The 18811-nt window shown below is 57.1% G+C and carries 14 protein-coding genes; 7 read left to right on the top strand and 7 right to left on the bottom strand.

The genetic code is table 11. The features are described from left to right. Positions 1–65 precede the first annotated feature (65 nt). The 5 genes from GSVR_RS21360 to GSVR_RS21380 form a co-directional block, all read right to left on the bottom strand. Complete coding sequence (locus GSVR_RS21360; RefSeq protein WP_173197677.1) at positions 66–2108, bottom strand: glycosyltransferase; 2043 nt, start codon at positions 2106–2108, stop codon at positions 66–68. A gap of 116 nt (positions 2109–2224) precedes the next feature. After that, positions 2225–2860, bottom strand: a complete 636-nt coding sequence (locus GSVR_RS21365; protein ID WP_173197679.1) for a class I SAM-dependent methyltransferase — start codon at positions 2858–2860, stop codon at positions 2225–2227. Positions 2861–2883: 23 nt separating this feature from the next. Further along, a complete protein-coding gene (locus GSVR_RS21370; RefSeq protein ID WP_173197681.1) occupies positions 2884–3714 on the bottom strand; it encodes a class I SAM-dependent methyltransferase in 831 nt (276 codons plus the stop codon). Beyond that, a complete protein-coding gene (locus tag GSVR_RS21375) occupies positions 3711–4547 on the bottom strand; it encodes a hypothetical protein (protein WP_173197683.1) in 837 nt (278 codons plus the stop codon). Before GSVR_RS21375 ends, GSVR_RS21370 begins: the two co-directional genes overlap by 4 nt. A gap of 23 nt (positions 4548–4570) precedes the next feature. Then, positions 4571–9799 (bottom strand): tetratricopeptide repeat protein, encoded by a 5229-nt coding sequence (locus GSVR_RS21380; RefSeq protein ID WP_173197685.1) that lies wholly within the window; start codon positions 9797–9799, stop codon positions 4571–4573. Positions 9800–9912: 113 nt separating this feature from the next. Here GSVR_RS21380 and GSVR_RS21385 point away from each other — a divergent pair, with 113 nt between their 5' ends. Next, positions 9913–11193 (top strand): tetratricopeptide repeat protein, encoded by a 1281-nt coding sequence (locus GSVR_RS21385; protein WP_173197687.1) that lies wholly within the window; start codon positions 9913–9915, stop codon positions 11191–11193. A 90-nt stretch (positions 11194–11283) separates the two neighbouring features. Further along, entirely contained in the window at positions 11284–11661 is a 378-nt protein-coding gene (flaF, locus tag GSVR_RS21390; RefSeq protein WP_173197689.1) for a flagellar biosynthesis regulator FlaF, read from the top strand. 6 nt (positions 11662–11667) lie between these two features. On the opposite strand, the gene ilvA is transcribed toward flaF, so the two are convergent. Next, complete coding sequence (gene ilvA, locus GSVR_RS21395; RefSeq protein WP_173197691.1) at positions 11668–12873, bottom strand: threonine ammonia-lyase; 1206 nt, start codon at positions 12871–12873, stop codon at positions 11668–11670. A gap of 134 nt (positions 12874–13007) precedes the next feature. Between ilvA and trxB the strand changes: the two genes are divergently transcribed. Together trxB and GSVR_RS21405 are read left to right on the top strand one after the other, a co-directional pair. Next, positions 13008–13961 (top strand): thioredoxin-disulfide reductase, encoded by a 954-nt coding sequence (trxB, locus tag GSVR_RS21400; RefSeq protein WP_173197693.1) that lies wholly within the window; start codon positions 13008–13010, stop codon positions 13959–13961. Between the two features lie 11 nt (positions 13962–13972). Then, complete coding sequence (locus GSVR_RS21405; RefSeq protein ID WP_173197695.1) at positions 13973–14146, top strand: hypothetical protein; 174 nt, start codon at positions 13973–13975, stop codon at positions 14144–14146. Between the two features lie 152 nt (positions 14147–14298). On the opposite strand, the gene GSVR_RS21410 is transcribed toward GSVR_RS21405, so the two are convergent. Then, positions 14299–15819, bottom strand: coding sequence for a NapC/NirT family cytochrome c (locus tag GSVR_RS21410; protein WP_173197697.1), 1521 nt, complete (start codon positions 15817–15819; stop codon positions 14299–14301). A 410-nt stretch (positions 15820–16229) separates the two neighbouring features. Between GSVR_RS21410 and GSVR_RS21415 the strand changes: the two genes are divergently transcribed. From GSVR_RS21415 to nrfD, 3 genes are read left to right on the top strand one after another with little or no spacing between them, the layout of a single operon-like run. Beyond that, positions 16230–16718: a cytochrome c3 family protein gene (locus tag GSVR_RS21415; protein WP_173197699.1), complete on the top strand. Its 489-nt coding sequence runs from the start codon at positions 16230–16232 to the stop codon at positions 16716–16718. Further along, positions 16715–17500 carry a 4Fe-4S dicluster domain-containing protein gene (locus GSVR_RS21420; protein ID WP_173197701.1) on the top strand — a complete coding sequence of 262 codons (786 nt, stop codon included), beginning with the start codon at positions 16715–16717 and terminating at the stop codon, positions 17498–17500. Before GSVR_RS21415 ends, GSVR_RS21420 begins: the two co-directional genes overlap by 4 nt. Before the next feature lies 1 nt (position 17501). Continuing rightward, positions 17502–18761: an NrfD/PsrC family molybdoenzyme membrane anchor subunit gene (nrfD, locus tag GSVR_RS21425; RefSeq protein WP_173197703.1), complete on the top strand. Its 1260-nt coding sequence runs from the start codon at positions 17502–17504 to the stop codon at positions 18759–18761. The last annotated feature ends 50 nt before the right edge of the window (positions 18762–18811 follow it).

Here is an 18811-nt window from a genome sequence, read left to right on the forward strand (position 1 = left end):
GGTAATGGGGACGACTATATGCCTTTGGATTGGTGGTTATTGATGGCTTTCATCGAAGGACATGTTCAGGACCGCATCTCTTCCAACTCAACCACAAGCCCGTTCACTAACCCTTCTACATCGAACGAACCATCCAGCCGCACTGTCTGCTTGAGATATGGAAGCGCCTCCACTGCCCGCCCGAGATGCCCCAGGACAAAACCTGCCATTCCCTGGAGATCTGCCCGGTAAGGGGCGGCCGCGGCAAGGTTCAGGATGGCCTGTTCAGCCTCTGTCCCCCGCCCCGATTGCAGCAGCTTCAGGATCAGTTGCCGGCCGTAGTGCCCGATGCCGCTCTCCAGCAGCAGATCGGTTCCCTCTCCCCGGCCTATTTCACGCCACTTTGCCAGAAACAGGAGCCTGTTTCGCCCCAGAATCTCCTGGGGAGTCTCGCTGCGTCCCATGCAGGCGATTTCGCGCCTGGCGGCGATCGAACCGCTCCAGTGATGCGTGTAGGCACTGGTCGGGACAACGTAGCTCTTGAGGCCCGCGCGTCTGATCTGCAATCCCAGGTCCCATTCTTCGAAATAACAAGGAGTATAGGCATCTTCGAAACGAAGGCCGGCCGGACCAAAATGTTCGCGCTTGACGGCAAACAGGAACCCGGAGACCGCATCCACCTCCACCGGTGCATCGAATTCACCCTGCCCGAAGTAGAGGTAGTCCCTGGTCAGACGAAGGTTGACGAACGATCCCTGAGGACCGACACAGGCCGCCCGCTCCAGGGTGCGCAGTCCCTGCTCCATCACCTCGACCGCTTCACGCTCCACATGCAGATCGGCATTGAGGATGAAGACAAAGGGGGTCGCCGCCATCTCGATCCCTACGTTCCAGGCCCTGGCCACGCCGATATTTTCGGTCATGACTGCAGCGCGTGTAATGCGGGGATGCCCCTTAAGCTCGGCTGCGACCGCTTCATCGTTGAAAACCACCAGCACGTCGCCGGGTATGTTTTCCAGATCCTTTAAGAGGGTAGTTATATTGAACTCACTGGCCGGCGAGTAGTCCAGTACCGGGATGACGAAACTCCGACTCTGGCCGCTGAAATCGATCCGGGGAGTGACAGCGGTGCCGAAAAGCGTACCCAGACCGCCAGTGGAACGTTCACGCAACTCGCCGGCGGAGCAGGTCGTCGGTTTGCTCCCTTGGGCCACGGCCACGAGATCGGCAACGCGATGATCATAGGTGTGGGCCTTCAGCACCACCTCTCTCCCCCGTGCGGCAACCAGCTCCCTCAATTCAGGATTGTTCAGATAGAACCGGACCACATCCTCCACCTCGGCATCACAACGGTAGAGGGCAAGTTCCTCTCCATCCCGGAACAGTTCCTCAAGACCGCTTTGCCGTGCCCTGTCGGTAAGCAGCAGGGTACCGGTCGCCATGACCTCGAAAACCCGCATGTTGAGATCATGGTTGACGGCGTTGTTGAAGACGATCCGGGAGGCGGAAAAAACACGGGCCATTTCATCCCAGAAGCATCGTTCGTAGTGGAGTTGTACCTTTTCTTCAAGGCTCTGCAGCAACTGCTGCCGGCGCGGATTAAGAACAAGACTCCCGACAAAGCCGACATCATGACATTTGGGCAGATCGAGTTTTGCATGAATTCCGGGATCGCACGCCAGGGGCAGCCAATGGACATTGGGGTGTACCTGCCTGAAGCGGGGGAGGTACTCGCGTTGGGCGATGAAAACGCAGTCGAAGCGTTGCGCCCATTCCAGGTGCCATGAGATGTTGTCCAGGTGGGAGTCGATCAGGTAACAGGCCCGGGGGCAGGGAAGCGCCTCCAGATTTGTAGGGTAATGCCCTCCCACCGATTCTATCCAGAGGTAGAGGTCAGGTTGCTCCCCTGCCGGAATTGAAGCCAGAACAGCCCCCATGTCCGGGGTGAAGTCCGTGGGGATATCGTGGTCGGTCAGCGCCAGCTTCATATTCTGGAGTTGCCAACGATCGATCAGCTCATGGGGAAAGCGCGGGCCGATGGTGGTGACCCGGTATTGTCGCCGCAGCGCCCGCTCAAAATAAACGGCAGTGGTGATCGGATAGTTGACGTAGGAAAGCCAGATATTCATGAAATACCTCGGAAAGCCTATTTTCTAAATTTTCATTGCCAGAGAAAACATCCAATTCACGGGATGGATCTCATGTCACCATGCATCTCACCCGGAATTCGCAGACGTTTCGGTTTTCATTGCCGCTCCGCTTCCGGATTAAGACAGAAAAAACCCCAATATTCGTCAGCCATGCCATCGGCGACCTTCAGGAAGTAGCTCATCCTCTCCCTGACACTGAAGCCACTGCGTTCCAGTAACGCCAGCCACATTTCCTGACCAAGCACACTGTAGTGGTTCCGGTTGTGCTCGTGCTTGACGGCGGTGACTCCCGGAACCTCAAGGTACAAAAAGCCACCGGGCCGCAGAACGCGCCGGAACTCCACGAGTGTGTAATAAGGCATGATACTGTGCTCCACCACGTGCCGTGCCCATACCACATCAAAGGAGCCGTCCCCGAACTCCAGGAAAGATTGGTCCATCTTACGGACATCGAACCCCTGTGCACGGCAAGCCGCCAGATCGGTATCATTGAGGGTCACGCCCGTTGCAATGCATCCCCGCTGCCGAAAGGGGATCAACGCAACCCCCTGACCACAGCCCACGTCTAGAACTCGGGCGCGGGGAGGAATGGCGCAGGTGGCAAAAAGATGCTCCATTGCCTGTTTGCTGACGTTCTCGTGTAAAGGAGATGGCGCTTCGGCGTACGTCTCTCCTTCGAGGCTATCCAGGAAATTCAGAAAACGGCTCAGTGAACGGAGTGAAAAGTCCATGGGGTCTCCCGACGCCAAATGGGCTAGTGGTGCTCGGTTTTATACAACTCCAATTTCAAATTGGAAATTATATTCGGCAGCTCATCGTTTTTGTATGCGGTATTGGCTTTCAGTGCGACCTGTAAAGCCCCGGATATGTCACCGGAGTCATGGAGACTGTAAATTTCAGCTATCATATGTTCATACTGTGGCTCGTCAATTACCGCAAACCACAGAGTGGTTTCCTTTATGCAACCTTTAATGGGTATGGTTTCTGCGGATACAATAACTTTATTCACCGCTTCTCGGACACCATGTCCCATGTTGTGGTAATCGTGTCCACACAGGAATCCGCCCGGCTTCAAAGCAGAGAAGGCAATTCTGATATCTTTTGCCACCGATTCATAATCATGGGCTCCGTCTATAAAAATAAAATCGAACATTTGCCCTTTGAGCATCTGTTCAAAATCTTTGGATTCCCCCCGTAACATGCGAAGCTGCTTATCAATAAACAGGGTATTGGCGATAAAGTTTCTCATTATCTTCATATCGTCAGCAATACGCTCTCGCCCGAAATCCTGAAAATCCTTCTGCTGGAGATAATCTGCCCATTTATCAATGCAGAATATATTCGTATTTTTGCCCAGAATGGCATGTCCCAAGGCAACCGTGGAAGCGCCCTGGAATGACCCTATCTCCAGCAGTTGCGCAGGCTCCGAGAGTCTTCTGCAAAGCCTGAACAGCGCAAGCGCTTCTTTCGGTTGAATCAGACTGTCAATGCGGGCCAGCCGGTCAAGCATCTGCCGTTCTTCAGGATTGGCAGGAGCTGATGTTATGGCGATGATGTCATCCAATTCCAGATCTATTGTTCTCATAATCCACTCCTTGTCGCCGCTGCTTCATGCTCCAGGACCTTCAACAGTTCGGCAAGTCTCGATAGCCCATCACTTCCCACCTCTGTCTTGATCCGGTACATGGCGGCATCGAACTCCAAATAAGCCAGGATCGATTCCAGCAGTGCCTGATTATGGTCCCGGTGCCTCAGGTACAGTTCGTAGCCCGGTGGTATCTGCTTCAGGACCATCCCTTCATCCATGAGCACATAGCTGAAGAGCCGCTCGCAGACTTCTCCGGCCTTATAGTCATTCGTATGAGTATGCGGTACGCCATCGCGCTGCAGAAGTCTCCTGATCGCCCTTCCCCGGTATATCCCTGCCATTCCCTGCAGGAAATGGGGAAACATCTCTGCAGAATACCTGCTGTCATTCATGATGACCCTGCAGAACTGCTCGAACGACGACTCGAACGATCCCGAGCCATAGGGACAGGTGGTTATCAGGTTGCCATAGGCATCGACGGAATCGTCCTCATCCAGCAGCCGGATCAGGTAATCGAGCCAGTGTGGTACATGAAACCAGTGATCGTCATGCAGGACAAGGTAATACTCGTACTGCGGGAGCGTTTTCAAGGCAAAATCCAAAGCTGCCGGGTCTCGCCCCACATTCGGACGCTGGAGCAGATATTCGGGGTCCAGCAGGGCCGCTTGCGAAAGAGATATACTGACATTGCCATTGAAAACGATGCACAGATCCACTCTGTCCCGGCTGGCACGGAAATGTCCGTTGAAACAGTACCGAGCCAGGTTGTGCCAAGTGCGTTCCGAGGTAATGACAACCACGACGACGTTATTGTGTGTTTTTCGATCCATTGATACCCTGAATTCGTGAAATGCTATGGTGTCTCCCTGCCGTCGTGCGAAACTACGGCATGCGACGCAGCATATGCGAGTTCACGCCGCACTCTTTCCAGGACAGGGGGCCATTCTTGTGACCGATCCTGCCGGAAGAGGCGCATGGAAGGATACCAGGGGGTGTCCTCACGGTCCCGCATCCAGCGCCATTCGGGAGGATCGTATGCCAGGACCCATACCGGTTTTCCCAACGCTCCCGCCAGATGTGCGGTAGCCGTATCGACCGATATGACCAGGTCTAGATTGGCAATAAACGCGGCAGTATCGCTGAAATCATGGATATACGGGGTCAAATCCGTAATGGAATTGCCGCTGATCCGGGCACCTTCGGGGGTGAGGGCATCGGGACCGATCTGGAGGCTGAAGAAGGTAACTCCCTGGACATCCAGGAGTGCACCGAACTGCCGGAAAGGAATCGAACGCTTCTTATCGGCTTTCAATGTCCTGCTGCCCGCCCAGACCAGGCCGATCTTAAGGCCCCGGTAGGATTCCAGGCGTTCCCGCCAGCGATCTGACTTTTCCTCATCCGGTGTGCAGTAGGATGCCGAGGGGATGGTTTCCGACACAGTGCCGAAGACGTGCGCCAAGCTTATCATCGGTATCTGAAAATCTGTTGCCGGGCAAGACTCGCCCCGGATAATCACTCGCTCCACGCCACGCACGCTGTTAGCCAGCCCCCTCAGACGCTCGTCCTGCACCTCGACGGAGACCCGGGTGCCCCGCTCTGCCAGGAGCGGCACATAACGGAGGAACTGGATGGTATCGCCATAGCCCTGCTCGGCATGAACCAGCAAAGTTTTTCCGCGGATATCCTCCCCATTCCAGCAGGGCAGATCGGCATGACGCAGGGAGATGGGATCGGTCTTGCGGAACCTCGCCTCGATATTTTTGAAGCCCTCACGGTATTCCCCCAGCAGCAATTGCAGCAGGCCCAGATTCCAGAGAGCCGTGTCATAACCGGGTCGCAAGCTCAGGGCGCGGCGGAAGCAGATGTAGGCTTCGGCCAGTTCCCCGAGGGCTTGGTGCAAGAGCCCCAGGTTCTGGTAGGCCTCCGGGTAGGCAGGATCAAGCGCCACAGCCCGTTTCAGGGCGTCCCGTCCCTCGGCGGTCCGGCCTTCGGCATCCAGATAAATCCCCAGGTTGAGCCATGCCGCGGCCGAAGGGTCGGGAACGGCAGCCGCCTCCTGGAACAGTTCGATGGCCTCCTGTCGGCGTCCCTGGCTCCCCAGCTCATTGCCGCGCCGGATAAGAATTTCCGGCTTCAAGGCAGCGCAGAGATCTGACACAACCCCGCCCCATTCGCCAGGGGCTGCCTGACGGAAGAGACGCAGCGAGGGATACCATCCGCTTTGTTTCCGGTCGAACGGATGCCAGCGCCAGTCCGGAGCGTGGAGCAGCGCTACCCAGCAGGCCCGGCCCAGCGCTCCGGCCAGATGGGCAACGGCGGTGTCAATGGTGATCACGAGGTCGAGATTGGCGATCAGAGCCGCGGTATCGGCGAAATCGCCGAGGTACGGGGAACAGTCGCAGATGGTGCCATAAGCGGCGGCTTCGGCCGAGCTCCCCGGCAGCAGGGTGACGAAGGAACAGCCCGGCATGGCCAGCAGGGGAGCCAGTTGTTCCAGCGAAAGGGAGCGGCGATAACCGCTCTTGTTCATGTCGCGTCCCTGCCAGGCCAGGCCGATTCTCACGCCTTCCAGCCCTTCCAGCCGGCATCGCCACTCCTCCACCATCTGCGGTTCGGCAGCAAGATACGGTACGTCGGTCGCCTCCGGTTGGGCAACTGCGGCCATCAGATGGGGCAGGCTCATCAACAGCGTTTGGAAGTCCGTGGCAGGCAGATGCTCTCCGTGGGGGACGATCAGCTCTATTCCGGCGCAGGAGTGGAACAACCGCACAAGCTCCTGCGGCACGGAGAGGACGACCCGGCCACCCAACCCGGCCAGCAACGGAACATAGCGTACAAACTGCAGCATGTCACCGAAGCCCTGCTCCATATGCACGAGAATGGTAGCCCCTTCCAGGCGTTCTCCCGGCTTGAGCGGGGGAAGTTCCGGGATGGAGGGAATGGAGCCGCCGATGTAGCGCCTGCGCCATTCGAACTCCTCCCACCCCTCGCGCAGGCAGCCGGTAGCCAGATGGGCGATGGCCAAGTTGACATGGGCATCGGCCTCTTCAGGGGCCAGTTCGATGGCCCGTTGCAAATGCACCTTGGCTTCGGCATGGCGGTTGAGAAAAATCAGCGAGGCGCCTGCGCGGAGGCAGGCCAGCCAATCCAGCGGATCCCGGGCCAGAGCCAGAAGGTACCACCGGTGCGCCTCTTCCCAGGCCTCCTCCTGCCGGCAGGAGTCGCCCCGTTCCAGGCAAACCGCGACCTCGGGGTTTCCTCGGCGCGCTGCGATCATCTCCAGCTCCCGTGACAACCGATCAATGACCTGCTCCCAGCCACCGTCCACTTCCTGGCGCAGCAGGCGCATGGTCGGATACCAAGGGGAATCCTCCCGTCCGGTCAGCCAGCGCCAGTCGGCCGCCACCGGCAGCAGCACGATGACCGGTTTGCCCATGGCACCGGCCAGATGGGCCACCGAGGTGTCGATCGTGACGATCAGGTCCAGACGTTCCATGATGGCCGCCGTATCGGCGAAATCGGCGATATGCGGGGTCAGGTCCCGCAAGGCCATTCCAGGCGGGGGTGTGGCTGCCTCCACGGCCTGGTCCCCCACCTGAAGGCTGTACCAGGTAATGCCGGCCAGTCTTCCCAAGGGGGCAAAATCGTCCAGGCGGCAGCTACGGCGCCGGTTGCGCAGAGTCTGACGCCCCCCCCAGACCAGCCCTGCCCGGAAATGTTCCCCCGCCGGGATCAGGTTTGCCCACCGCCTGCGCCGCCCCTCCGGTGTACCCAGATAAGGGATCGATGACGGGAGCGTTTCCAGGGTTATTCCCAGCAGGCGAGGCAACGAAAGCAGAGGAGCCTGGCAGTCCACGTCAGGCAACGGTTCTCCGCGGGCAATCACCGCCCCGGCTCCGACGGCGGATTCGAGCAGAAGAGTCAATGCAGAAGACTGACATTCGATGACGACGCGCTCCGCCTGCTTCGCCACCAGCGAGACGAAACGGATAAACTGGATGGTGTCCCCGAATCCCTGTTCGGCCCAAAGCAGGATGGTGCGGCCGGCAAGAGGGGAGCCGTCCCAGAGGGGGATGTGTCGGTGCCGCTCCTGGATGGGACTGTGCTTGCGCCAGCGCCATTCGTATTCCCCCCACCCTTCCCGGTAGCGGCCGCAAGCCAGCAGACAGCAGGACAGGTTCCAGTGACCATCGGCATAATCGGGCGTCAGCGCCACAAGCCGCTGCAGATGTTCGATCCCTTCCTCCGGCCGCCCCAGGGAAAGGCAGACCGCCCCCAGGTTGTTGAGGGCGTGCAGGTGGTCAGGATCGTGCTCCAGCGCCTGACGGTAACAGATCTCTGCCTCACGGTCATGCTCCGCGCTTTGATAGACGATGCCGAGAGAATTCCAGGTCCTGGCCCCCCGGGGATTGATCCGTAATGCAGCCTGAAAGGCCTCAACCGCCTCCTCGAACCGTTCCTCCGCCTGCAGCAGCTCTCCCCGGGTGTGAAGAGCATCGGAAAAGCGGGGGCGCAGTTCCAGAGCCAGATCGATCCGACGGTGCGCCTTCTGCAGCTCGCCCAGCTCTTGATGAATGATCGCCAGATTGTGATGCGCCTCCGGTATGCGGGGATCCAGCTCCAGCGCGCGCTCGTAGGCGTGCTGGGCCTGGTCGATGTGCTTCAGGTTCTTGAGTGTGTTGCCCATGTTGTAATGGGCTATTGCCATGTCCCCGTCGCGGGCGATGGCCGCCTGATAGCAGGCCAGGGCTTCCTCGTGGCGACCACGGTTGTCCAGAGCCGCCCCCAGATTTATGAGAGCCTGGACAGCCTGGGGGAGGCGCCCGGCCAATTCCCGCCCCACTTCGGAGAGCGGCGTTTCCCAGTCCCCCGCGTGGGGCTGACGCAACAGACGCATGGATGGATACCAGGGAGAATCTTCGCACTCCAGCAACCAGCGCCAGTCCGGCACAAAGGGGAGCAACAGCCAGGTCGGCTTCCCCAGGGTACCAGCCAGGTGGGCGACAGCGGTATCGATGGTCACCACCAGATCGAGATTGGCAATCAGAGCGGCGGTATGGTGGAAATCATGGAGTTCCCCCTCCAGATTGAGCAGCCGGGGATCCACCAAGCTGAATTGCTCGGGAGTTTCCTGATGCAGACTCACAAAGGTGATGTCCGGAATGTCCAGGAGCGTGGCGATCAGAGGAGCGGGACAGCTCCTCTTGCGGTTGACGGGCAGATCGAGCCGGCCCGCCCAGGCCAAGCCCACCCGCAGAGCGCCCCCCGCCGGCAGCAACTCCGCCATGCGGTCCACCAGTTCCTCGTCTGGCTCAAGCTGCGGCAAGGGAGGAATTGTCTCCAGGGTGGTCCTCATGAGTCCCGGCAGGCTCATGATAGGGACCTGGGCATCCACCGGCGGCAGGGGCACTCCGCGCAGCAGGCAGCCCTCCAGGCCCGGAAGCCGCTCCAGCAGGGGAGCGAGCGGGGTGCTGGTTTCCAGCCAGATACGCAGACCGGCGCGTGTGAGCAGTGGCAGATAGCGGATCATCTGCAGGGCATCGCCGTATCCCTGTTCGGTGTGCACCAGCAACCGCAGACCCGGACAGATGATGCCGTCCCAGCGGGGGATGGCGGCATGGCGATTCATAACTGGCTGTTGGGTGAAAAAACGGAGTTCGTAGTCACTCCATCCGCCCGGCAACTCTCCGTTCAAGAGACGCAGGCAGGCCAAGTTGAAGCGCGGATCAGGAAGTTCAGGATGCTGGCGGACCAATTCACCGCAAGCGGCGATAGATTCACTGATCCTGCCCTGTTCCTGCAGGCAGAAGGCCTGATTCAGCGCTGCCTCGACAAGGTCCGGTTCCGCAGCCAGAGCTTTGCAAAACCATTCCTCCGCCTCAGCGTATTGTTCCTGATCCTTGAGGATATTTCCCAAGTTATAGGCGGTACGGGAGAGGCGGGGATTTTCGGCCAGGATAGCCCGATAAAGGCTGGCGGCGCGCAGATGGTCTCCGGCGGCGTGGAAACTCTCTGCCTCCCTCAGGATATTCTCCAGGGTTCGCGCCTCCCTCTCGTCGGGGAATTGTGGAATTGACTTCAACTATTGCTCCAGGAACCGATAGATAACTCAGGAGTAAAAAATGTACCATTTCACCCCGGACTATGGCAATATTTTGCGATCGATATCCGGCAGGCAATCAGGAGGTTAATACCATGGCAACCGGCTGGACAACTGGCGGAACCGATGCGTTCACTGCACTCTCGCTCCAGGAAAGCGTCCGTGAGGGTGTTGCCAATTCCGCCCTTTCCGCAGGCATCACTTACTACTCTCAGAAAAAGTACGCTCTGGCCGAACGGGCCTTCAAACAGGCGTCGGCCTTGAATCCTGCTATGCCGCAGGCCTACACCTATCTTGGATATGCCCAGAGAGAGCAGGGAAAACGGCAGGATGCAGTAAAGTCCCTGACCCTGTCGCTCAAGGTCGATAAAACACAGGATCAGGTTTACACCGATCTTGCCAATCTCTACATCGATTTGAAGAAGCCCGCGGACGCAGAAAAAACCCTGCAGAACGCCGTAAAGGAAAATGACCAGCATACTCCGGCATACTATATCCTGGGGCAGTTACAGGCACAACGGAAGGACTACGTTGATGCCGAAAAACAATTCCGCAAGGTCATCAAGCTCGAGCCTAAGGACGGCAACGGTTACTATGCCTTGGGAATGGCATTGAACGGCCAGGGACGCTCCAGCGATGCGATCAGTGTTCTGAAAAAGGCAATTTCACTGAAAAAAAATTTTGTCCCCGCACTTTCCGAGTTGGGAATGGCCTATGCCGCAACCGGGGATACGACAAATGCCAAGAAACAGGTCGATCTGCTGAACAAGATCAGCACCTCCGATGCCCGGCTTGCTGCCATGAATCTTACCAATACACTTACGAAACCGGGCATTTCCTATATCAATCAATCGGGCACCACATTGCCGATGGCATTACCCACCATGTCCCTTGCCCTTCTTGATGCGACAAAATTGAACATGGCCGGCACAAGCATGGACTTTTCGGTGAAGATTGCATTCAACAGCGACATGGATGCCGATTCTGTGAAAAATATAGCCAATTGGGTAATTTCAAAGGCTTCTGGAGGGACGGGAGGGCTGTACAACAACGGCATTTACAGGTCTACCGACGTTGCAATCCCCGTCCTGCCCAAGATGGTTACGTACGATCCGGTCAACAGAGAAGCTCGCTTGGTATTCACACTGAACCAGCATTCCTCGATCCTTACCAATGATACGGTCTACAACAGGGCCGTCTTTGTGAACGGTCAGCCCGTTGCGGCCGGAACAACCATTCCGGCGGGAACCACTGTGGTCGACGGAACCATTGACCCTTCTCATCTTGTGTTCAAGTTCAACGGCACGGATGCTAATGGCGATGCAATGGATCCGGATGCCGATGAGATCAACGGCTTTAGCGGAAGCCCATTCTGATGCCATCATAAAATGGTCTTGCTTTTCTTGCCGAAGACGTTACTATGGTTGGCGAAATTTGTATTTCGTGCTTAAGGAGCACCAAAGGTTATGCAACAACACGCTCTGAATACCTACAATACCATGCAGAAAGAGAACTTGTCCGGCCGCGAGTTGGAGGCCTCGGTTCTGAGCCGCGCCGGCCTGATGCTGAAGCAGGTACAGGACAATTGGGATGCACCCGATATGCATCAAAAATTGATGGAAGCCATCAAATTCAACCAGAAGGTCTGGAGCTTTTTCCAGGCTGAATTGTCCGATCCGGAGAACCCCCTCCCCAGGAACATCAGGCAAGACATCCTCAATCTCAGCATCTTCATCGACAAGCGACTCTTCGAGGTCATGGCTGTTCCTGACCGCGAAAAGCTGTCCATCGTCGTAGACATCAATTTCAATCTCGCCGCAGGCCTGCGAACCAAACCGGAATAACGAAATTCACTCGACCTTAAGGCTGTACCCCTTCCTCTCCAGTTCCTGCACTATTTCGCGGATGTGCTCGTAGCCCCGTGTCTCCAATTCCAGTGACACATCCGTCCTGCCCAGGGGGAGAGATTTCGACCTGCGGTCATGGTTGATCAGGAAGATATTGGCCCGCGTGGCGGCGATATCAGCCGACAGCGTGGCCAGCGCTCCGGGAAGGTCGTCCAGCTCTATCGACAGCTTCAAGTAGCGACCGGCGGCCAGCAGACCACGCTCAACGACCAGGGCAATGGTCTTGACATCGATATTGCCGCCGGACAACAGGCACACCGTCTTGCCGGACAATCCCTGAATCCGGTCATGCAGAACGGCTGCCAGCGGCACCGCGCCAGCCCCCTCCACCAGGAGTTTCGTCTTTTCCAGCAAAGAAACAATCGCCTGCGCTATCTCCTCTTCTTCAACCAGCACAATCTCATCTACCGATCCTCGTATCACCGGAACAGTCAACGCTCCCGGTCGCTTTACCGCAATGCCGTCGGCCAATGTCACGCTGACCGGAGTTTCGCATGGCTTTCCGGCCTTAAATGAAGCCGACATGGATGGCGCTGCCATCGACTCGACACCTATTATCCGCACATGAGGCGCAATGACTCGCACCGCTGCAGCGATGCCGGCAATCAGCCCGCCGCCGCCTACCGGAACAATCAGGTTCTTGAGATCGGGCAGGTCTTCCAGAATCTCCAGGGCAATCGTACCTTGTCCGGCCATTACAAGCGGGTCGTCGAAAGGGTGTACGAACAGGGCACCAGTCGAATGTTGGGCCTGCAAGGCTGCCTGGCAGGCCTCGTCGAAATTCCTGCCGGTCAACACGACTTCGGCCCCGTAGTCTCTGGTCGATTGCACCTTTTGCGGTGGGGTGATCTCAGGCATGTAGATGCTCGCCTTCACCCCCAGCAGGTCCGCCGAGAATGCCACCCCTTGGGCATGATTTCCCGCAGAAGCGGTAATTACGCCATGCTTCAAGGCCTCCCTGGACTGGGCAGTCATGAAATTAAGGGCGCCCCTGATCTTGAAGGAGCCGGTTCGCTGCAGGTTTTCACACTTGAAAAGCAGAGGCGCTCCCAGTTTCTCACTGTAGTAGTGGGAATGGATCAGCTCCGTGCGACGGATGCGTTTTTTAAGGCGTTCATGGGCCTCCAGGATTAGTTCGTACAGTTGCATGTCAGCTCCGCTCCTTGTGAAGATGCCCGCCATACTACCAAAGTGGCCTGTGCAGGTCAAATGGGAGCACCATAACGACTTGGCAACCGGCACGTTTGCTGCTACATTCGGGCATTATTCGAGCGGAGGATTACATGGAACCAGTACATCACAGGCTAATCATCATGGGTGCCGGACCAGCCGGCTATACGGCCGCCATCTATGCTGCGCGGGCCAATCTGAACCCCGTTGTCATCACCGGTCTGCAGCCAGGGGGACAACTGACCACCACCACCGAGGTAGACAATTGGCCGGGTGACCATGCCGGCGTTCTCGGGCCAGACCTGATGGAACGCATGCGGCTGCATGCCGAGCGCTTCGACACGCAGATGATCCATGATTCCATTAAGGCCGTGGACCTGAATCGCCGCCCTTTCCTGCTGGAAGGCGATTCCTCATCCTACAGCTGCGACGCATTGATTATCGCTACCGGGGCCTCGGCCAAATATCTGGGGCTGCCTTCCGAACATGCCTTCAAGGGCAAGGGCGTTTCGGCCTGCGCCACCTGCGACGGCTTCTTCTATCGCGGCAAGGAAGTGGCTGTCATAGGAGGGGGCAGTACCGCCGTTGAGGAAGCACTCTACCTTTCCAATATTGCCAGCCATGTCACGGTGGTCCATCGCCGCAACCAGTTCCGTTCCGAAAAGATCCTGTCCGACCGTCTCATCGAGCGGACAAAAAAAGGCAACGTGAGCATCGAGTGGCTCCATGTTCTCGATGAAGTGATCGGCGACGCCAACGGCGTTACCGGTATCCGCATCCGTCATACCAGCGGATCGACCAAGGAAATTCCGGTACACGGCGTGTTCATTGCCATCGGCCACACTCCCAACACGACCATGTTCGAGGGCCAGCTTGATATGGAAAACGGTTACATCCGAACCCGCTGCGGTGGCGAGGAGGACAGCGCTACCGCCACCAGTGTGCCGGGAGTATTCGCTGCCGGTGACGTACAGGATTTCATGTACCGCCAGGCGATCACCTCTGCCGGGACGGGATGCATGGCGGCATTGGACGCCGAGCGCTACCTCGAATCGCTGCTTCCGTAAAGGAGCGTGGCATGACGGCCGTCACCGACGATCTCGAGAAACTGCTTGCCGAAGTGCGTAGTACCATCCGGGACAACGAAAAATTTCTGAAGTCTCTTGGTGACGACAGCGCTGATCCTGATGATCCGGCAGAGGAAGCCGAAGAGGAAAAGGCCCTGGAGGAGGGGGATTTCGAGGAGCTATAAAACCGGCGTCCATATACCCGGACGCCGGGGCAGAGCCCAGCGCGCGAAATTCTTTTCAGACAAGCGCGGTAGCAACCGATTTCAGACATATAAAACAAGAGCCCCCGGAGATTTCTCCGGGGGCTCTTTTACTTCAGCCACACAGGTGGGACTTAGTGCTTGCCCCCGCCCGCCACGTCGTGCCCACCGGCAGAGTGGCACTCACTGCAGTTCGTCTTGAACAATTCATCGCCAATGTCGACCGGATGGACGAAATCGGTCACCTTCTGTCCTGCCGGAATGTTTTCCTGGGTCTGTTTCAGGACATCGTGGCAAAGCTTGCAGTCCTTGGAAATGACCCTGCCTTCCGGAGACTTGTGTTTGCCGTCATGGCAACGGAAGCAACCAGGCGTGTAGAAGTGGCCGATATGGTTGGGATAGGTGTTCCATTTCACCTTCATCTTCGGGAAGTAATTGCGCTTGTAGATCGCCTGGATACGCTCCGAGGCCTGAGCGATGGCATCAGCCTTTTTAGAGGCTACCTCAGGATAATTCTTGGCGTAATAATCCTTGATACCGGCATCGATGGCCTTTACCGCTTCCTCGGTCGAGGTGTAGGGCTTCTCAAGCAACTCCACCGCTACCTTCTTCACAAAGGGGAGACTGCGGTCGATGGTATTGGATGCGAAATTCCGGTCCATTTCCTCGCCCGGCGAATAATAGATATGGGTCGGCTTGTTGTGGCAATCGGTACAGTCCATCAGCCGCTTTTCAGCCTTGCCGATCTCCTCGCGGGTCAACGGCTTGCTCGAATCCATATACTCGGTAATTTTTCCATCTGCGCCTTTGACGGCAACATAAGGGATGGTAAGCCGCTGCTTATCGCCGGCAATGAAATGTACCTCACGCCCGATGTGCCAGTGAATTCCCATGGCATTCGGGGTCTTCGGCGTCCCGCCGATCTTGATCAGCATGTCGATTTCACGCGGGGTATTGGTCTCGTTGGGTGCGTAGTGATAGAAGATCTTCTGCCGTCCGGCATAGAATTTCTGCGGCCAGTGACAGTGTTCGCAGGTGCCGCGGGACGGGCGCAGGTTCTCGATCGGGGTGTGGATCGGGGTCGGCCATGAGTGGGTGGCGACGGCCCAGAGTTGGCGCATACCGGAGATCTTGGCTTTGACATACCAGGCGGCGCCGGGACCAACGTGGCATTCGACGCACTTGACATTGGCGTGGGGAGAATTCTTCCAGGCGGTGTATTCCGGCTGCATCACCGTATGGCACAGTTCGCCGCAGAAGGTCGGAGATTCGGTGAACTCAAACCCCTTGATGGAAGCGACACCGATAACGGCGAAAAATACCACCGTTGCAAAGGCAAAGAAAACGGTAAGGCGCAGTTTCTGGGGGTCGTTAAAGTCCAAACGGGGCAGCGGAGGCAGCTCCACGTCCGGATGCATGCGCTCCTGCTTGCGCACCCGCCAGGCTCCCAGATACGTCAGCACGCCGCCCAAAATAATGCCGCCGGGCAGCGCCAGATAGGTAAACATTTCAAGGTACGGGTTCTCCACACCCATGAAAGCCTGCAGGGCCAGCACAAGAACGATCACCAGGGCCGAAACCGCGGAAATCAGCATGCCGATCAGACTGATCGGATTCATGTAATACTTGAAAATACCTCTCTTCGCCTTACTCATTGCTCCTCCAAACCATACCGATTATTTTGCACGAGGGAACCGACGCTTAAGCTCCCCATCTCCCTTTTGCAAACGAAGTCTTTTATCATGCCATAGGGCCTTTTGCAACCCAAATTAAACCGCATAGCTCAGGGAAAATTTCGACATTTAATTGAGGCTTTGGAATCCCAACCCTCAATTGCTCCAACCTCCGACCCACTCTACCTAATTCCCATATAACTCCTTTCTACAAAACAGCTTATTAAATATACACAAGGACAACAGGCCTGAATTATTGTATAAATAAGTGAGTACCTCTGAATTTTTAATTGACAAACCAACATCGTCACTATTAATTTAACATTGTTTTATTTATCAAATCATTGCTTGCAGCACCGGTGGCGAATCAACCTGTTAAGGGGGTGGGGAGATTGAAAAATCATGTTTTGCGTCCGTTGTACGTTGCCCTGGCCTTGGTGGGGTTCATCCTTTTTGTGAGGAAGCTGTTGGTCCCTGTTGATTTCGGCATCTACGAGCGGGGATACATGTACGGCTGGCACCGCAAGTCCAATGAGGCAGAGTGGAAAGGGGTCAGGATCAAGTACAAGACTGACAAGGGGTGCCGTGACTGTCATCGGGACAAGTACGAGGAAATCTCGAAATCGGGCCACAGCATCATCAGCTGCGAAAACTGCCACGGCCCCAGATATGAGCACCCCAAAGATCCGCCGGGCCTGACTGTCGACCGCAGCAGAGGGCTGTGTGTCCGCTGCCACGCCCACATCCCGTACATGACCGGCGGCAGGGGTGATATTCCGGGGATCGACCCGGAGAAACACTACCCCCAGGCGGAATGCGTCATGTGCCACTTGTCCCATAATCCAAAACCGATGAATCAGAAGCGGGAGGCCAGATCATGATCAATCGCCGCCAATTCTGCAAACGTGCCATCATCGCCGTCGGAGGGCTGATGCTGCCGCTGGCCGCTCTGGAGATATTCGATCCCCGCACCCTTCAGGCCGAGAAAGAGACAGGCAACAAAACTCGCTGGGGTTTTCTGGTGGACACCCGCAAGTGCGTCGGATGCGGCTTCTGCGTCAAGGCCTGCAAGATCGAAAACGAAGTTCCGTACGATGCCAATGTCACTAGAACCTGGGTGGAGCGCTACGTCGTCACCCGGGACGGCAAGACCTACATCGACTCCCCCAAGGGAGCCCGCGACGGCTTCACGTCCCCGAAGATCGACCAGAACCATCACGGTATGCATGAAATCCCCCCCCAGGAGGTAACCAAGGCTTTTTTTGTCCCCAAGTTGTGCAACCAGTGTGAAAATCCCCCCTGCGTGCAGGTCTGCCCGGTGGGGGCCACGTACCAGACCGAGGATGGTGTGGTTCTGATCGACCGTACGTGGTGCATCGGCTGTGGCTACTGCATCATGGGGTGCCCCTACAGCGTCCGCTTCTTTCACCCGGTCCACCACGTGGCCGAGAAGTGCAACTTTTGCTACCACCGCATCTCACAGGGGATGAAAACCGCCTGCGTCGACGCCTGCCCATTCGGCGCCCGCAGCGTTGGCAACTTGAAGGACCCGGATGATCCGGTCACAAGGATCATAATGACCGAACGGGTCAGCGTGCTCAAAGAGGAGTACGGCACCAAGCCACAGGTGTTCTACCTGGGATTATCCAAGGAGGTGAAATAGCATGGGACACGGCGAGGTCTGGACCCTGAAGGAATTTTTCGTCTACCCCAACGAGTATATCTACTGGTCGATCCAGATCGTGATGTACCCGTTTATGACCGGTCTCGTGGCCGGTGCGTTCGTGCTCTCTTCTCTCTACCACGTCTTCGGCCTGAAGCAGCTAAAGGACATCGCACGCTTCTCGCTGGTCTTTTCGCTGGCGCTGCTGCCGGTGGCGATGATGCCGCTCATGCTGCACCTGCAGCAGCCCCTGCGGGGCATCAACGTCATGATGACCCCGCATTTCACCTCCGCCATCGCTGCCTTCGGCATTGTCTTCACCACCTATGGCCTGATCGTGGCCTCGGAGATCTGGTTTGTCTACCGGCGGTTCATCGTGGAAAGCGTTCTGGAATTGCGTGCCAAGGGCGAAAAGACATCGGCCGAATGGCTGAAGTTGACCATCTATTCGGTCCTGTCCATGGGGGCCATGGACCTGAGCCCCGAAGCCCTGAACAAGGATGAGCGTGCAGTGACCATACTGGCTGGCGTGGGAATCCCGGTGGCCTGCTTCCTTCATGGTTATGCGGGCTTCATCTTCGGGTCGGTCAAGGCCAATGCCCTTTGGATGACACCGCTGATGCCGGTCATCTTCATCTGCTCCGCCGTGGTCTCCGGCATTGCCTTATGCCTGCTGACCTACATCCTGACCATGGAAATTCGCAAGCTGATCGCCGCCTACAATCGCAAGACCTACCCCAAGGAGCAACATCCCTCTCCCGAAGAATTGGGGAGTGTTGAACTGCACGTGGTGAAGACAACCGCAAAGTACCTGGTCATGTTCCTGGTGCTGGCGATTACGCTGGAGCTGCTGGATCTGATCTTCAGGGGCTATACGGCAGTCAGGTCGTGGGACATCCTGCGGCGGGTGATTTATGAAAAGGACTTCGTCAAGATCTTCGTACTTCAGTACGGCATGGGCAACCTGATCCCCTTCCTCCTCTTCCTCGTACCGGGGCTCACGGTCAGGCGGGCCGCTGTCGGCTGCGCCCTCTGTCTGGTCGGCATCTTCATGATGCGCTGGAACGTGGTCATCGGAGGCCAGGCATTTTCGGGGTCTTTTGCCGGATTCATGGAGTACAAACTGCCGCTGTGGCCCGATGACCTGGAGACCTTCAAAGAGGGGCTGATGGGCGCACTGATGGTGGCCGCGACCCCCTTTGTACTATTTTACACGATCACCAGAATCCTGCCGGTATTCGGTGTAAAGGATTCCCACTGATGGATCCTCGGGAGAAATCCAAATATCCAGGACTGGAGTGTCATCAGATG

The organism is Geobacter sp. SVR, from assembly GCF_016865365.1.
Classification (GTDB): domain Bacteria; phylum Desulfobacterota; class Desulfuromonadia; order Geobacterales; family Pseudopelobacteraceae; genus Pelotalea.

Excerpts from the sequence above, each read along its gene's own strand:
- GSVR_RS21360 (WP_173197677.1), bottom strand. The coding sequence starts at position 2,108 with ATGAATATCTGGCTTTCCTACGTCAACTATCCGATCACCACTGCCGTT.
- GSVR_RS21365 (WP_173197679.1), bottom strand. The coding sequence starts at position 2,860 with ATGGACTTTTCACTCCGTTCACTGAGCCGTTTTCTGAATTTCCTGGAT.
- GSVR_RS21370 (WP_173197681.1), bottom strand. The coding sequence starts at position 3,714 with ATGAGAACAATAGATCTGGAATTGGATGACATCATCGCCATAACATCA.
- GSVR_RS21375 (WP_173197683.1), bottom strand. The coding sequence starts at position 4,547 with ATGGATCGAAAAACACACAATAACGTCGTCGTGGTTGTCATTACCTCG.
- GSVR_RS21385 (WP_173197687.1), top strand. The coding sequence starts at position 9,913 with ATGGCAACCGGCTGGACAACTGGCGGAACCGATGCGTTCACTGCACTC.
- flaF (WP_173197689.1), top strand. The coding sequence starts at position 11,284 with ATGCAACAACACGCTCTGAATACCTACAATACCATGCAGAAAGAGAAC.
- ilvA (WP_173197691.1), bottom strand. The coding sequence starts at position 12,873 with ATGCAACTGTACGAACTAATCCTGGAGGCCCATGAACGCCTTAAAAAA.
- trxB (WP_173197693.1), top strand. The coding sequence starts at position 13,008 with ATGGAACCAGTACATCACAGGCTAATCATCATGGGTGCCGGACCAGCC.
- GSVR_RS21405 (WP_173197695.1), top strand. The coding sequence starts at position 13,973 with ATGACGGCCGTCACCGACGATCTCGAGAAACTGCTTGCCGAAGTGCGT.
- GSVR_RS21410 (WP_173197697.1), bottom strand. The coding sequence starts at position 15,819 with ATGAGTAAGGCGAAGAGAGGTATTTTCAAGTATTACATGAATCCGATC.
- GSVR_RS21420 (WP_173197701.1), top strand. The coding sequence starts at position 16,715 with ATGATCAATCGCCGCCAATTCTGCAAACGTGCCATCATCGCCGTCGGA.
- nrfD (WP_173197703.1), top strand. The coding sequence starts at position 17,502 with ATGGGACACGGCGAGGTCTGGACCCTGAAGGAATTTTTCGTCTACCCC.